General features: G+C 48.7%; 11 protein-coding genes and 1 pseudogene. 2 read left to right on the forward strand and 10 right to left on the reverse strand.

The features are described 5' to 3' along the window. Positions 1–317: 317 nt before the first annotated feature. The gene (locus PKO02S_RS29245) at positions 318–1,037 is read right to left on the reverse strand and encodes a Maf family protein (RefSeq protein ID WP_127588550.1); all 720 of its coding nucleotides are present in this window, start codon (positions 1,035–1,037) and stop codon (positions 318–320) included. A 36-nt stretch (positions 1,038–1,073) separates the two neighbouring features. Next, positions 1,074–1,316: a DUF4321 domain-containing protein gene (locus PKO02S_RS29250; protein WP_127588551.1), complete on the reverse strand. Its 243-nt coding sequence runs from the start codon at positions 1,314–1,316 to the stop codon at positions 1,074–1,076. A gap of 218 nt (positions 1,317–1,534) precedes the next feature. On the opposite strand from PKO02S_RS29250, the gene PKO02S_RS29255 reads away from it, so the two are divergent. After that, entirely contained in the window at positions 1,535–2,992 is a 1,458-nt protein-coding gene (locus tag PKO02S_RS29255; RefSeq protein ID WP_127588552.1) for an N-acetylmuramoyl-L-alanine amidase, read from the forward strand. A 61-nt stretch (positions 2,993–3,053) separates the two neighbouring features. Here PKO02S_RS29255 and PKO02S_RS29260 read toward each other — a convergent pair whose 3' ends face one another. The 8 genes from PKO02S_RS29260 to PKO02S_RS29295 all read right to left on the reverse strand — a co-directional run bounded on the left by PKO02S_RS29260 (position 3,054) and on the right by PKO02S_RS29295 (position 13,119). After that, the gene (locus PKO02S_RS29260; RefSeq protein ID WP_127588553.1) at positions 3,054–4,577 is read right to left on the reverse strand and encodes an SPOR domain-containing protein; all 1,524 of its coding nucleotides are present in this window, start codon (positions 4,575–4,577) and stop codon (positions 3,054–3,056) included. A 250-nt stretch (positions 4,578–4,827) separates the two neighbouring features. Beyond that, entirely contained in the window at positions 4,828–5,700 is an 873-nt protein-coding gene (locus tag PKO02S_RS29265) for a metallophosphoesterase family protein (RefSeq protein WP_164821756.1), read from the reverse strand. 17 nt (positions 5,701–5,717) lie between these two features. Beyond that, positions 5,718–6,941, reverse strand: coding sequence for a Gfo/Idh/MocA family protein (locus tag PKO02S_RS29270; RefSeq protein ID WP_127588555.1), 1,224 nt, complete (start codon positions 6,939–6,941; stop codon positions 5,718–5,720). Next, complete coding sequence (locus PKO02S_RS29275; protein WP_127588556.1) at positions 6,938–8,020, reverse strand: M14 family zinc carboxypeptidase; 1,083 nt, start codon at positions 8,018–8,020, stop codon at positions 6,938–6,940. The genes PKO02S_RS29270 and PKO02S_RS29275 overlap by 4 nt, the downstream gene beginning before the upstream one ends. Before the next feature lie 53 nt (positions 8,021–8,073). Next, the gene (locus tag PKO02S_RS29280; protein WP_127588557.1) at positions 8,074–9,432 is read right to left on the reverse strand and encodes an aspartate aminotransferase family protein; all 1,359 of its coding nucleotides are present in this window, start codon (positions 9,430–9,432) and stop codon (positions 8,074–8,076) included. Between the two features lie 110 nt (positions 9,433–9,542). Next, complete coding sequence (locus tag PKO02S_RS29285) at positions 9,543–10,418, reverse strand: carbohydrate ABC transporter permease (RefSeq protein ID WP_127588558.1); 876 nt, start codon at positions 10,416–10,418, stop codon at positions 9,543–9,545. 19 nt (positions 10,419–10,437) lie between these two features. Continuing rightward, positions 10,438–11,328, reverse strand: coding sequence for an ABC transporter permease (locus PKO02S_RS29290; protein WP_127588560.1), 891 nt, complete (start codon positions 11,326–11,328; stop codon positions 10,438–10,440). A gap of 150 nt (positions 11,329–11,478) precedes the next feature. Next, positions 11,479–13,119, reverse strand: a complete 1,641-nt coding sequence (locus tag PKO02S_RS29295) for an extracellular solute-binding protein (RefSeq protein WP_127588559.1) — start codon at positions 13,117–13,119, stop codon at positions 11,479–11,481. Between the two features lie 310 nt (positions 13,120–13,429). On the opposite strand from PKO02S_RS29295, the pseudogene PKO02S_RS29300 reads away from it, so the two are divergent. Then, a pseudogene (locus PKO02S_RS29300) lies at positions 13,430–13,531 on the forward strand (IS1595 family transposase); the annotation flags it as partial. Positions 13,532–13,801 lie beyond the last annotated feature (270 nt).

Raw genomic sequence — 13,801 nt, forward strand, 5'->3', positions numbered from 1 at the left:
GAAAAACTTTAATTGCTATCAGCCAACTTTCGTTCTCTGTCCCCGTTTCCACCAATCTATCACCCTGGAGACGGATTCCTTGTCAACCTGTCCCTCCCGCCACGCAGTCCGGAAAAGTCGGACTAGAGACACCGATGCCGCGAGATGGCACCATGGACGCTGAATCCCCCAGCCACGCTTCGCAAGCGCACCCTTACGCTTTAGTTCAGTAAAGGACTTAAACTTTCAATAATGTTAAGAAACCTTCCGGGCAAGGCCCGGAAGGCAGAAAAATTTATCGATCCGTTTCATTGGCGTTACGAGTTGCAACTACGAGATCACCTTATTTTCAACATGCGATAGAGCAGGTTCAGCGGCAATCCCATTACACTATAGAAGTCACCCTCGATTTTCTCGATGTAGACCGAGCCCAGCCCCTGTACTCCGTAGCTGCCGGCTTTATCCATCGGCTCGCCCGATTGGACATAGGCGTCAATCTCCGCCTCGCTCATTGGACCGAAAGTCACTCGACTGACCGTATGACCGACTGCAGCCATTGGCAACCCGCCTGCTAGCGGTGCGGTATGTACCTGGTATTGTCCCGTCAACCCGCGGTAGGCAATCGGATGTTCCTTCCAGCCGGCGTACCGGCTCCATTGGTTTCGCCCCTCCGCATGTGCCTTGGCTAAGCCAACATGCACACTAGCTACTCCAGTGTACACCTCATGCACGTTCCCTTGCAGCCTGCGCAGCATTCGTTTGGCGTCTTCCGCATCCGTCGGTTTGCCCAGCACCTCGCCGTTCAAGACGACGATCGTGTCGGAGCCGATCAAGATGCCTTCCGCCTCCGGCTCGAGCTGCTCCAGCACTGCAGCCGCTTTGCGAAGCGAGAGCTCCTGCACGATATCGGCCGGCGCCGTTCCCGGCTCCACCGTCTCGTCCGCGTTGCTCCCCATGATCCTCACCGGCCGCCCCAGCACCTGAATGAGCTCTCGGCGTCTTGGCGATGTGGAGGCAAGAATGAGTGGAGTTCCTGCCTGAATATTGTCGTCCGGCATAAGTCGCCTCCGTCTTTGTTCGTTACCAGGCGGCTTCTACAGCTTGCGATAAATCCAGATGGCCGCGGCAATTCCTAGTACGCTGAACAAATTCAGCTTGATATGCAAGGAGATATCGTAGCTCACCACATTAAAGTCCGCGCTTGGCTCCCACTTGATTTGCGCGGAGCGTGTCATGAATGACAGCCACGATACTTCGCTGAACAATTGCGTGAAGATAGCGGCGGTCAACAGCCCCAGCAGCAAAAAAATAAACAGTGTAATACTGTTCTTTTTCATCCCTATGAAAACCCTCTCTATGACAGCCATTCCTTACCATGTCTCCCATTATACCCGCACCCACCCATTCTGACAACCAATGTCGAATGCTGTAGAACTGTGTAAGTGCATGCGGAAATTAGGCACATTTTCCTGTTACGCATCCACGTATTTCCTTGTACAATGAAAGAACTGAAAGACTGTACTCCAGTACTAGATTCAGGAGGGCCCCCATTCCCATGCTAGGCAACAAGACTCGCTATCGCAATGTCGGCACTTCGTTTCGCCTCCGTAATACGATCGGCTGTGCATTGCTCGCCGGCTTGATCGCCATCTCCTCTCCAGGCATCGCGGGCATTGCTGACGCCGCCAAGATTGTAGTCGATGCAGGCCACGGCGGCTCGGATCCGGGCGCCATCGGCGTGAACGGATTGCAGGAGAAAAACGTCAATCTCGATATTGCCCTCAAGCTGCAAAGCGAGCTGCTGTTCCGCGGCTACGAAGTAGCCATGACGCGGCAGGATGACCGATACATAAGCTTGGCCGATCGTGTGGCCATGACGAACGAAGCGAAGGGCGATTTATTCGTTTCCGTTCATTCCAACTCCAATCCTTCCCGCTCCATCAGCGGCTCGCAAGTGCTGTATTACGACAAGGATGCTCCGCAAGCCGATTATCCTGCCAGCGACGAGATGACGGCGCTTACACCGCAGAGCCGGGCGCTCGCCAATTCGGTGCTCGGCCAAGTGCTGTATGCCGTCGGTCTGCCCAACAAAGGGCTTGTGAAGAGCGCCGCCTTCGTCGTACGTATGGGTACGATTCCAAGCATCCTCGTGGAGACGGCGTTCCTGAGCAATGCAGCAGACGCCGCGGTGCTCGCAGACGACGCCATGCGGCGTAAGTTCGCCGTCGCGATCGCCGACGGCATCCAGGCGGTGCTCTTGCCCGTGTCGGCGGAATTCGCGGACATGCAGAAGCATTGGGCGCTCGCCGCCGTGCTGCGGCTCAAGGACCGCGGCATCGTCGAAACCGCGAAGCGGTTCGAGCCGGACCGGCCGATTACGCGGGCCGAGCTGCTCACGATGCTGAACCGGCAGTTCAAGTTCGGCAACCGGTTGATGGGATCGCCGAAGCCAGGCGTGAACGTGACGCCCTACAAAGACTTGCCCGTCTCCCATTGGGCGTCTGACCTTATGTATCGCGCGCTGGCACTCGGCTATGTCGAAGGCTATCCGGATCAGACGGTCCGTCCCGACGAGCCGGTTACGAGGGCGGAAGCGGCCTTGCTGCTGCAGCGCATTATGCAGCCAGCCGCAACGCCGACACCGACGCCGACACCTTCACCGACGGCTACTCCGACACCGACGCCGACAACCTCGCCTTCGGCGAGCCCGACACCAATACCAACACCAACACCTTCGCCATCGGATAGTCCGACAGCAACGCCAACGGGAACAGCAACAACAACACCAAAGCCGACAGTTACGCCTTCGCCGGCACCGGTTGCATCCGTTCAGCCGGGCGTGACGCTCGTCAACACCGGCTTTACGGACGTGAAGAGCGACCATTGGGCCGCCTCCGCCATCAGCGAGCTGTCCAAGAAAGGACTCATCAACGGCGTAGCGGACAAGCTGTTCGCACCGGATAAGAGCATGACGCGAGCCGAGATGGCTGCTTTAATCGATCGCATCAAATAATGGCAAAAGGGGCTTCTCCTCATCAGGTCATGGCGATCTGGAGGGAAAGCCCCTTTCCGCATTACTGGGCGGCGCCTACGCTCGCCATCTTCAACAGCTCGCTCTCCATCAGCGCGTACTGCATGACGCCGCTTTGCGCTTCCCACAAATAGGAGACGGACGGATTTTTCTTGTATTCTTCGAGTGAACGCACCGCCGTGTTCATCGCATTGTTCATTTTCAGCAGATGTGCCCGCTGATCCTCCGGAAGCCCTTCCGCCAGCGGCGCCGCCGTCGCTACCCATGCAGTATGCGCCGTGCGGATCGATTGCAGCGTGTTGTCCTCGATCGGACCCGGCTTCGTTTCCTTCAAATGCAGGGCCGTCACATTTGTAAGCGAGGTTGTCAGCTTGGACGCCTGGCTGAAATAGGCTTCGACACTGGACGGCTGTTTCCCGCCCCACTTCATACCGGTCACCGCCGGGACGGTTATCGTCTTCACGAACACGTCCGGCCTTTGCGCCTTCAGCTTCGTCGTCATCGCCTGAACATCGGCGTTCGACGCCGCGATGGCGGCGAAGACGTACACTCGATCAGTCGCCTGCGCTGCGGAGCCGAAGCCGAGCTGGCGCAGCTCAGCCTGAGCCGCCTCCGCCCCTTGCTGGTTGCCGAAGGCGCCGTACTGCAGCAGCGTGTAATTGCGAGCCGGAATCTTCACGGCAACCGTCGCCAGGTTCGAGGATGCCGACGCGGTCGTCGGGCTCCCGGCAACCGCCCCGCTGGAAGGCTGCGGCTTCAGCGTATTGTCCGTCAGGCTGCCGCCTGCGCCTGTAACGCTTGTTGACGGTGCTGTCGAAGCCCCAACGCCGTTCTGGCCTGCCGTAGTCGGTGTAGATGTGCCGTCGGTCGATTTGTCGTTGTCGAAGACGTTCAGCATCAGGAAGCCGATCAGCACACCGGTCGTAATCGCACCGGTGATGGAGGCGACAATCTTGACCCATGGCGTTCGCGTGTACCGGTCGAAGCGGCTGCCGCCGCCTTGCACCGAGACCCGGCTTGCTCCCTCGTTATATTCGGGAGCATAAGGGTCTCGGACATAGCCGGTCTCGCCTTCGACCACGATCGGCTCTGCCGGGTACACTTGACGCGACGGGGCCGGAGCAGGCGACGCATTATAGAGTCGTTCCCGCGCGGGTGCTGGCGGTACTGGAGGACGCTCCGCTTCTTCAGTCTGAACGGTGGCGTTCCCCGTCGAGCGGATCATCCGCTCCACCCGCTCCGTCTCCTCGTCGAACGGGCTGCTCCACGACCCGTAGTCCGTTGTGAACTGGTTCAGCGGCGCACGCTCTTCCCGAGGCGGACGGGTATATTGGCGCGTGGCGAAACGATCCTCCTCGTCAAGCACCAGCTCCTCCTCGTACCGAGGCTTGCGCATTTCCCTTACAACCGGTTTCGGCCGTTCTTCTTCCGGCTCCAGCACGATAAACTCCTCCCGGGTGAGCGGAATAACCGGATTCGGCTCCTGCTGCCCGTACCGATCCCCTTCACGTCTGACGTACTCTTTATGATCGAACCGATAGGTCAATCTCGCTTTATTGGATTTCATGGACAGTCCCTCTCCTTCACCTTGTCCTCATCGATACTCTCAATATATGATAGAGCTTCGCGGAATATGATAGGACTGTCCAACTTTTAGAAAGGATACCCCTGACGCTTCAGTACGGTAAAGAGTTTAAACTTTCTTATCTGATTTTCAAAAAGAAAAACCGTCAGGGAAGATCACCCTGATGGTCCTCTGGCGAAAGAGTTCAGTTGGCGCGTGGGGAGGATAGAAAGGGGGTCCGGTCGCTTTCTTATCAGTTAAATAAGGCTACAGGAACGATCCGGATAATGCGACAGCCACCATCATATCCTGCATTGGTCACATACTGAGTACAGCTGCTCCCTATCGGTTCTTCATGATCAAAATGCACATGCCCGCTAAAGATCGCTTTTATGTTAGATTTCGAATCTTGTAGGATCCAATTGTAGAATTCCGTTGTGCTGGGATCGTCTGCTCTTATCATCCATTTCTTCCGCGTCTCCTCGGTCCAGCCCTCTGCCCCGATCAGAATCGGTTCCCTCCACTTCTCTGTCGTGCGGATCTTTAACTTAGGGAGGCAGAGGGGGATATGCATAAATAAAAAACAAGATTTGGCAGTGTCAGCTTGTTGTTTCAAAAAGCTCAATTGTTCTTGGCTTACCTGGTAGTTGCTATTATCTACCATAAGTAATCGGATTCCATCCAAATCAAAGGCTTGAAAAGCTGGATTATCATTCGTAAACTCATTAAATCGACTATAATACTGAGCTCTGACCTGATCATTCCACGGCAAACTCGGGAAGTGCCAATCATGATTTCCTAATGTATACAGATATGGCGATTGTATCCTTTCGACTTGCAATCTGAACTCATCAAGGTTTGCAGCGCTCGGATAATTCATCATATCACCAGTAAAGATGATAGCATCTGCCGGTAGAGAGTTGCTCATATCAATCGCTGCGCGCAAATTACTTCTTCGGTATGAACTGGGGTGGAAATATTGACTTTCATCGTCAGTAAAAATTGCGCTGTCCCTTTGATCGAGATCTCTTAAATGCGAATCAGTAATATGAACCAGTGTCAAAGGCCGACTTATTCCTGAAACAGTTATGAACGTTTCCGGAATATCTAATAGGTTGATACTCATGATTATTTCCATTCCTTTCAAGCATGTGCGAATGATAGCAGTTCACCAATTTTAACCGATCGGTTATCCGCAATAGATATATTCGCTGCATCGCCGATTAATAGAGACAATGCACCAGCCCGCGAATCCGCCATCTGTCCCAATCGGTCGGGTACATCACCGACGAAGAGCATCCGGCGCAGCAAGTAATCACTCCCGCCGTGACTGCCTTCAAGTTTGTTTAATTTAATTGTAATTTCTTCACCTGACCGGTTAAACAGCTTTATCTCGTTATGCAGCGCCTTGGCATTCGCCCCATTGTACGTATTCGATGCTTCAAGCCGACCTTTCGTGCCGTTAATGGAAACCTTCCAGCCTTCATAGGGACTGTGCGCAGTTAATGAGTACGATAGCTGCGTTCCCCGTGAATATAAGACATTCACCGACATTGTGTCGTAAATATCTATATCGTCTGCAAACACACATTGATCACGATAGTATCCATCGAAGCCTTCTGCCTCGAGATAAAAATTCTGGTGGAAATCCTTTTCGCGAATATCGAAATAAAATTCGCATTCCTTCTGATAATTACATGTCAAGCAGCGTTCTCCCCGTTTTTCACGAGTCGGTCCGTAAAATCTTCGGCTGCCGAAAGCCCGCAGCTCCAGTGGTTCTTCCTCCAGCCACCAATTAATCAAATCAAAATGGTGGGTGGATTTATGAACGAGTAAGCCGCCGCTTTTCTCCAAATAACGATGCCATCTGCGGAAATAATCCGCACCATGGGACGTATCAAGCATCCATTCCATGTGAACGCTTAGGATGTCGCCAACATAACCTTCCTTGATGAGCTCCTTGATTCTGGCGGTGTATGGATTAAACCGGGCATTGAATGTGACTGTCACCTTATTTCCGGTTCTATTTTCGGCCTCCAGGATGGCATTGCATTTGGCATGGTTGATTGTCATCGGCTTTTCGCTGATGACATCAAGGCCAGCCTCCAAAGCGCGAATGATATACTCATCGTGGGTGTAATCCACCGAAGCGACAATGATCTCGTCAGCCCCGCTCCGCTGCAGCATTTCCTCAAAGCTGTTATACACGGGAACCCCCCTGCATTGTAGACTCAATTGCTGCGCGCGATGCGTATTCGTGTCGTACACTCCAACCAACTCGGCTTGGTCTTTCAATTCGTCCGTCAAGGGTTTTGCAAACATATGCAAAGCACGGTTCCCAGCTCCGACTAAGGCATACTTCTTCATTCGCTGCCCCCCCTTACCCTACTGTCGAACAATTGCGAGTATGACCTCATAATGTGTACACCCATTTGTTGCACATCATCGGCCGATCTATCATACCAACACCAGGAAGTGTTGTAATATACAGAGTCAAATTCATCGACCAGCATGCCACCTAAATTGTTTTCACGTCCAACCCACGGATACTTTTTGTAAAGCATTTCAATCCCTTTGTTAAACAGATTATCATGCTGAGATAGCATTGCATAAAGCTTTCTTCCCCGCTGAGTATCATTTGTACAGATGTTATCGTGATAAAGCATCCAACCGTGCAAATCAACCAGGGACACCGCTTTTTCGGACAGCAAATATTCCCTTACCGCCACACCCTCGGGTTCTTTCGTGATTCTGCCAGTCGTACTAAAATTGAATGAGCTATGCGTGAATTTGCAGTTGCCATCCGCAACGCCGTCCGGATTGGGCATCGGAATGAAAAGCAACCGGTTGTTTGCCAAAAACTGACGTACTTCTTCATTCTCGACTTTGAGCCACTCCAGCATTCCCTCTACCATATAGGATCCGATCGTTTCGTAAGGATGCACTCTAGTCAACACTGCGAGAGGGGGTGCAGCTTTATTCCCCGCTTCAATCGCGTGAATTTCCCTACCGCGCCGGGACTTGCCAAGCACCTTGATCTCGAACCGGTTTTGGTCAAGGCCTTCTAGATATTGTAAATACCGACCGTATTCATAACGCGGATGCATGCTCAGATAACTAGTTCCCGGCGGAGCTTCCACGACCGCCTTGGCCTCTGTCCCCTCAATCTCCGCTTGAAAAATGCGCCACTCCTCATCGCCTTGACTTAACAGTACAAATCTTCGGTATTCCTGCCCTTGCTGATCTCCCCATTCAATGGTAACAGGCACGGAGATGGTTTGTGTGGAATCGTTTTCGATTCGTACATTCAAGCGAAACCGATAAAATCCGGATTCATCTTCACAAAACGGATGTATCCAAAAACCATTGTCCTGTTGTTGAATATCCGATTCGAACCGTGGATTACCGCCATCTTCTATGATAAAAAAACGAATATGCTGAAGCATAGCCTCACTCCCTTTTCTCTAGGTCATTTTCGCCGCATTGGTTCTGGTAACCATCATCTTGTCAAATGATTAAAAACTTCCTTCATGGTACTGATAATAAACTCCACATCCGCATCCGTAGAAGACAATGGCGGCGATAGGGTCAGCACATTGTTGAATCCTGCGACCGTTTCACCATTTTTCCCGATAATAAGTCTTCTCGACTTGGCTTGCTCTATGATATGGTTGACAGTTGCAACGGATAAAGGCTTCTTAGTCTGCTTGTCTTCTACTAATTCGATCCCCAACAGAAATCCGAAAGAACGAATATCACCCACTAACGGATGTTCCACAAGCTCCTGCAAGCCCACATGCAGTCGCTCCCCAAGTAAGGCCGATCGTTGAATCAAGTTTTCACGCTCAATAATTTCCAAATTTTTCAATGCCAGTGCGCAGCTTGCCGGGTTTCCGCCGAACGTATTTACATGCCGGAAGTGACTGTATTCTTCCTTCTGCTTGAATGCTTCATACAGATCCTTGCGAACGGCTGTGGCCGATAAAGGCAAATATCCGCTGGTCAAGCCTTTGGCCATCGTCACGATATCCGGCTTCACCTTATAGTTCATATGCCCAAACTTTTGCCCGGAACGGCCAAACCCGCAGATGACCTCATCGATAATCAGCAGCACGCCGTACCGTCGGCAAATCCTCTCTACCTCTTGCATGTAGACAGGATGGGGCACAATTACGCCTCCGCCTGTTATTGCCGGTTCCATAATGATGCCGGCAATCGTCTCTGCCCCTTCCCAGATGATGGTTTCCTCAATGCTTTGTACGCATTGCAGATTAAACTCCTCTAACGTCATCCCTTGCGGCCGACGATAAGCATCCGGAGGCCTCACGTGTAAGAAGCCCGATGGAAATGGCTCGTATTTGTATTTTCGCTGCGCTTGCCCCGTGGCTGCAAGAGCCCCCATCGTATTACCGTGGTAGGCCCTGTACCGGGAAATGAATTTCGTTCTGCTCGGATTGCCTGTTTGCATGTGGTATTGTTTAACCATCTTGAATGCACTCTCATTGGCCTCCGAGCCACTGTTAGAGAAAAAGATGACATAATCATCTTCAAGCCATTCGTTCAATTTTTCCGCCAGTTGAATCGCGGGAGCATGACTTTGCGACAAGGGATAGTAAGACATTTTCACCATCTGCTCATAGGCTGCTCTCGCCATCTCTTCCCGTCCGTACCCGACATTGACACACCATAACCCGGACATCCCGTCTAAATACGGTTCACCGTTCAAATCCTTTATCCAGGAACCTTTTCCTTCTTCTACGATCATCGGCGCGACATTTTCTTTATAGGGCATCAAGGCATGCCATAAATATTTGCGATCCTTTGTAACCCAATCGATATGATCCTGTTTGATCGACATTGCCACTCCTCCGCTTCAATAACGTGCTGTAACCATCTTCTCATACGAAATTGCGTATCGCCTTTGCGCTGTCCGTGAACAAGCACCGCTGACAAATTCCAATCAGGGTATTACTCCTTTAAAGATCCCAGCATAACTCCCTTAACAAAATATTTTTGCAGGAATGGATATATCATTAAGATAGGAAGAATAGACACTATAATCAATGCGTACTTGATCTGCAACGAATACAAACTCCGATCACTATGGCTCATTTCTTCCATCATTGTATCCGAATTTTGCACTAACACCTTGACCAGGTACAAGGATAAGGGTTGCAATTTGGCGTCCGTCAAATAAATCATGGCGGCAAAGTAGCTGTTCCAATGACCGACAGCATAGAAGAGAGCAAGAACAGCGATAATAGGCGTCGATAAAGGAATCACTATTCTAGTCAAAATTGTAAATTCCCCAGCTCCATCCAGCTTTGCTGATTCATGAAGACTTTCCGATATGCTTTGAAAAAAAGTTCTTGTGACAATGAGTAAAAACGCGCTGACCGCTGAGGGTAACAAAATAGCCCATCTTGTATTGTACAAATTTAAATTCTGGATTAATAAAAACATTGGGATCAGCCCGCCGCTGAAGAACATCGTGATCACAATAAAAACCATGATTTGCTTTCTCGCAAAAAATGTTGAACGTGCCAACGGATAGGCTCCAAGGATCGTGAAGCTGATATTGATCGCAGTACCAACGACCGTATAATAGATCGTATTATAATAACTGGTCCACACATCAGGATTATCGAAAACCATTTTGTAGGCATTTAGCGAAAAACCCTTCGGCCACAACCATACCAACTGTTGAATGACATAGGTCGGTTCACTTACGGACAAACTGACAATATAAATGAACGGGTACAATGTGATAACCAAAACAAACCACATGCTTAAGTAAATGAACACATCGCCCATGTTCTCTGAGGCTGACTTTCTGACTCTCATTGCATCCTTTCCTCCATTCTTACCATAAAGAAGTTTCCGACACTTTGCGACTGATGCGATTTGCTGTGATTAATAAACAAACATTTATCACATTATTAAACAATCCAATGGCAGTTGCGTAACTGAATTCAGAGTTCAAAACCCCTCTTCGATACACATAAGTGGCAATAACATCCCCTGTCTCATATGTTGCAGGGCTGTATAACAATAATATTTTCTCAAATCCCACATCCATTAAATTGCCTATATTCAAGATGAATAGAATAATAATTGTGGGCATTAGCCCTGGTATCGTAATATACCGGATTTTTGCCCATCTTTTTGCTCCGTCTATCTCTGCAGCTTCATATAAATGCGGATTGATTCCGGTTATGGCAGCCAGATATATAATGGAACCCCATCCAAAGCTCTGCCATACCCCCGATGAAATATAAATCGTTCTAAACCATCCGGGTTCATTCAAGAAATTTATTGGTTTAAATCCAAACCAAGAAATAACTGTATTCACAATACCGTCTAGAGGGGAAGTGAAATTCACAATCATTCCCGCCACTACAACAAGTGATATAAAATGCGGCAAGTAACTTATGGTTTGTACCGCCCGCTTAAAAAATCGCTCCTTCAACTCGTTTAGCAACAAGGCAAACAGGATAGGAGCCGGGAATCCCCAAATGAGAGAATAAACACTGATTAAGAGTGTGTTTTTTATAAGTCTCCAAAAGTAGATGGAATTAAAAAACTCGATAAAATATTGAAAACCGACCCATTCACTGCCGAGAATCCCCTTCATCGGGGAGAATTTCTTGAACGCAATTAATAATCCGTACATGGGAACGTAGTGGAAAATGATATAATACAAAATCACAGGAAGAATGATTATGACTAATTGTCTATCTCTTTTGACATTCATAAAAAAACGATTCAGGACATTAGTATCTTTCTTCACGTTGTTCACATTATTAATAATCAACACCTCAATCGATTCTATTATATAATTTAGAGATCGTCGTAAATCTAATGATCTACGACGATCTGTCCTAAACAATATGGAATTCGTTCATTATTGACTGGCCTTGGCCCTGTCATATTGGCTTTGCCTATGTTTGATAACGGTTTCAATCCCCAGCGATTTTAATGTACTGACGAATTTGTCCCAATCAATCGGACTTTGACCTAATATGAATTTCGCAATGGTCTCATCCTGATAGGTTTGTATGTCGGTCATCAATTTTGCAATTTCTTCACCCTCTTTTATTGTCGGAAGGCCAGCCATATAAGCAAATGAATTTACGAGGTAAGGCTTTACCTTCTGAGCTTCCTCATACTGTCGTGGGTTTTGGCTCAAAAGGGCCATTGGCTGAGTCGACAAAGGTCCTTTTTCAGTTCGATTCCAAGGAGTGATTGGCATCGCACCGATTGATCGCAGTGCTTCGGCAGCCGACAGGCCTTCCGGGTTTTTCATAACAAAATCTGTAAATACAGGTTTGCCGTCAACGATTTTATAACTCAAGCCTTCAACGCCGTATGTTACAAATCGGTTGCCTTCCTCGCTTGCATAAATATAATCGAGCCATTTAATCGCGGTAACCGGATCCTTGGCATCTTTTGTAATAGCCCACCATGTAGATTGAGGTCCATTCTTTTCATAAAAACCTTTGTAGTTAGCACTAGATGGAGGTAGAGTAATTCCCCAATCGGAGGTCACACCCGCTTCCTTTTGTGTGGCTATGAATGCATCCGTTGAATCGGAGAAGGTCGCAGTTGCCCCTACAAGATCTCGTGATATTTTGGATAAAAGCTCTCCGTATGTTTTATTATTTAACATCTGAGGGTCAATGAGGCCTTCTTTATAAAGCTTATTTAACCAAACAATAAGATCTTTCGTCCTCGTGTCCATCCACTGATATTCGACTATTCCTTTTTCATTCGGATAAAATCCTCGGCTGTAAAATAGATGCAGTCCTAAGGCACTACCGAATAAGGTTATATCTCTTATCGTATCCCGAGGCACGTATGGAATTTCATCCGCTTTGCCGTTGCCGTTCGGATCTTTTTCTTTAAACGCTTTCAAGACAGTGTACCAATCGTCCAACGTCTTAGGCTCCGACAGCCCTAGTTTCTTCAGCCAGTCCTTACGGATCAATAATCCGTAGGGCTCAGTGAAAGAGGCGCCCGAAACATCAGCTGTTAAAGCATAAATTTTCCCGTCCGACAATCTCATATTTGCAGCTCTTTCAGGGAATTCCTTAAAATATTTCCTTATATTCGGGGCGTGATTTGCTATCAAATCATCCAGCGGAATAATTAGACCAGTCGTCGATAATTTTACAGGATCTGCGTCAGGAAGCGTTATGATATCGGGGAGGTCTCTTCCGGCAGCAAGCCTTAGATTCATCGTTTCTTTATACTTTCCACCTGGTGTTACATCCCACTTGATTTTCACACCTGTTATTTTCTCAATTTCGTTCCAGACCGGAAGTCCTTGAGTATAACTCTTGGGTGCATAAATATTATCTTGGGCTGCAAACGATAATACAACTGAACCGTCCTTTACAATTGGCAATGTGTAATCCTTAGCCACTTGAGCAGGACTCGGTCCGTTTGTCTCTTTAGGTGTACTAATATTGTTATCACTGCATGCTGATAATACTAGTGTTAAGACGAGAAGTATCGAAAGAACTGACAAGGATACTTTTCTCATATTGCTGTTCTACCTCCCTTTTTTTTCAAAAGATAAGCCATGCACTTTCACTTGTTTCTGTAATTTCTGCGTTGGGGCACCCACACCGCCGTAACAGTTCTTTACCCCCTACCGACCCTTCGCTAACGATATATTGTCTCACCTCCTTTATAAAATAGGAGTCTTATTCCTTACCTAAAGTATAGGGATTTCCATGGCACTGCTCACTAGACAAAAAGTTAAAAAAAGCGAGATTATTTCGTACTATTTTCTGCATCATTGTAACAAATTGAAAGAATGATCGGCAGGACCTTCTTGGGACCGCCATGGCAGCTGTAAGCATCAAGTGTCTCTAACAGCGGGACGATTATGCATAAAGTCACACACGCCGCTGTTAACGTGGTTTTGGGCGATTTTCCTGGTCGTGCACGATTAGGTGGGGTTGTTTCAACGGATACCATCACTTACGGGCAATTGACTCCATTGGCTTGGTAGCCCACTTTACCGAGCTTGCCCAAATCGAACTTATTATATTCTGGGACGGCGGGGAGAAATTTATTGTGTTACTATCGGATAAGGATGCCTTGCGGGCCAGTGATCCGCGAATATTTGCATCAGTACGGTGAAGAACTTAAACTTTTTCCGATCGCTGTTAAAATCACGGCCCTTGATTGTAGGTGGGTTGCGGTTGGGCCGTGATTTT

Source organism: Paenibacillus koleovorans NBRC 103111 (assembly GCF_004000845.1).
Lineage (GTDB): Bacteria > Bacillota > Bacilli > Paenibacillales > NBRC-103111 > Paenibacillus_AA > Paenibacillus_AA koleovorans.

Bases quoted from the DNA above. Each gene is read 5' to 3' on its own strand.
- PKO02S_RS29245 (WP_127588550.1), bottom strand. From the start codon at position 1,037: ATGCCGGACGACAATATTCAGGCAGGAACTCCACTCATTCTTGCCTCC.
- PKO02S_RS29250 (WP_127588551.1), bottom strand. From the start codon at position 1,316: ATGAAAAAGAACAGTATTACACTGTTTATTTTTTTGCTGCTGGGGCTG.
- PKO02S_RS29255 (WP_127588552.1), top strand. From the start codon at position 1,535: ATGCTAGGCAACAAGACTCGCTATCGCAATGTCGGCACTTCGTTTCGC.
- PKO02S_RS29260 (WP_127588553.1), bottom strand. From the start codon at position 4,577: ATGAAATCCAATAAAGCGAGATTGACCTATCGGTTCGATCATAAAGAG.
- PKO02S_RS29265 (WP_164821756.1), bottom strand. From the start codon at position 5,700: ATGAGTATCAACCTATTAGATATTCCGGAAACGTTCATAACTGTTTCA.
- PKO02S_RS29270 (WP_127588555.1), bottom strand. From the start codon at position 6,941: ATGAAGAAGTATGCCTTAGTCGGAGCTGGGAACCGTGCTTTGCATATG.
- PKO02S_RS29275 (WP_127588556.1), bottom strand. From the start codon at position 8,020: ATGCTTCAGCATATTCGTTTTTTTATCATAGAAGATGGCGGTAATCCA.
- PKO02S_RS29280 (WP_127588557.1), bottom strand. From the start codon at position 9,432: ATGTCGATCAAACAGGATCATATCGATTGGGTTACAAAGGATCGCAAA.
- PKO02S_RS29285 (WP_127588558.1), bottom strand. From the start codon at position 10,418: ATGAGAGTCAGAAAGTCAGCCTCAGAGAACATGGGCGATGTGTTCATT.
- PKO02S_RS29290 (WP_127588560.1), bottom strand. From the start codon at position 11,328: ATGAATGTCAAAAGAGATAGACAATTAGTCATAATCATTCTTCCTGTG.
- PKO02S_RS29295 (WP_127588559.1), bottom strand. From the start codon at position 13,119: ATGAGAAAAGTATCCTTGTCAGTTCTTTCGATACTTCTCGTCTTAACA.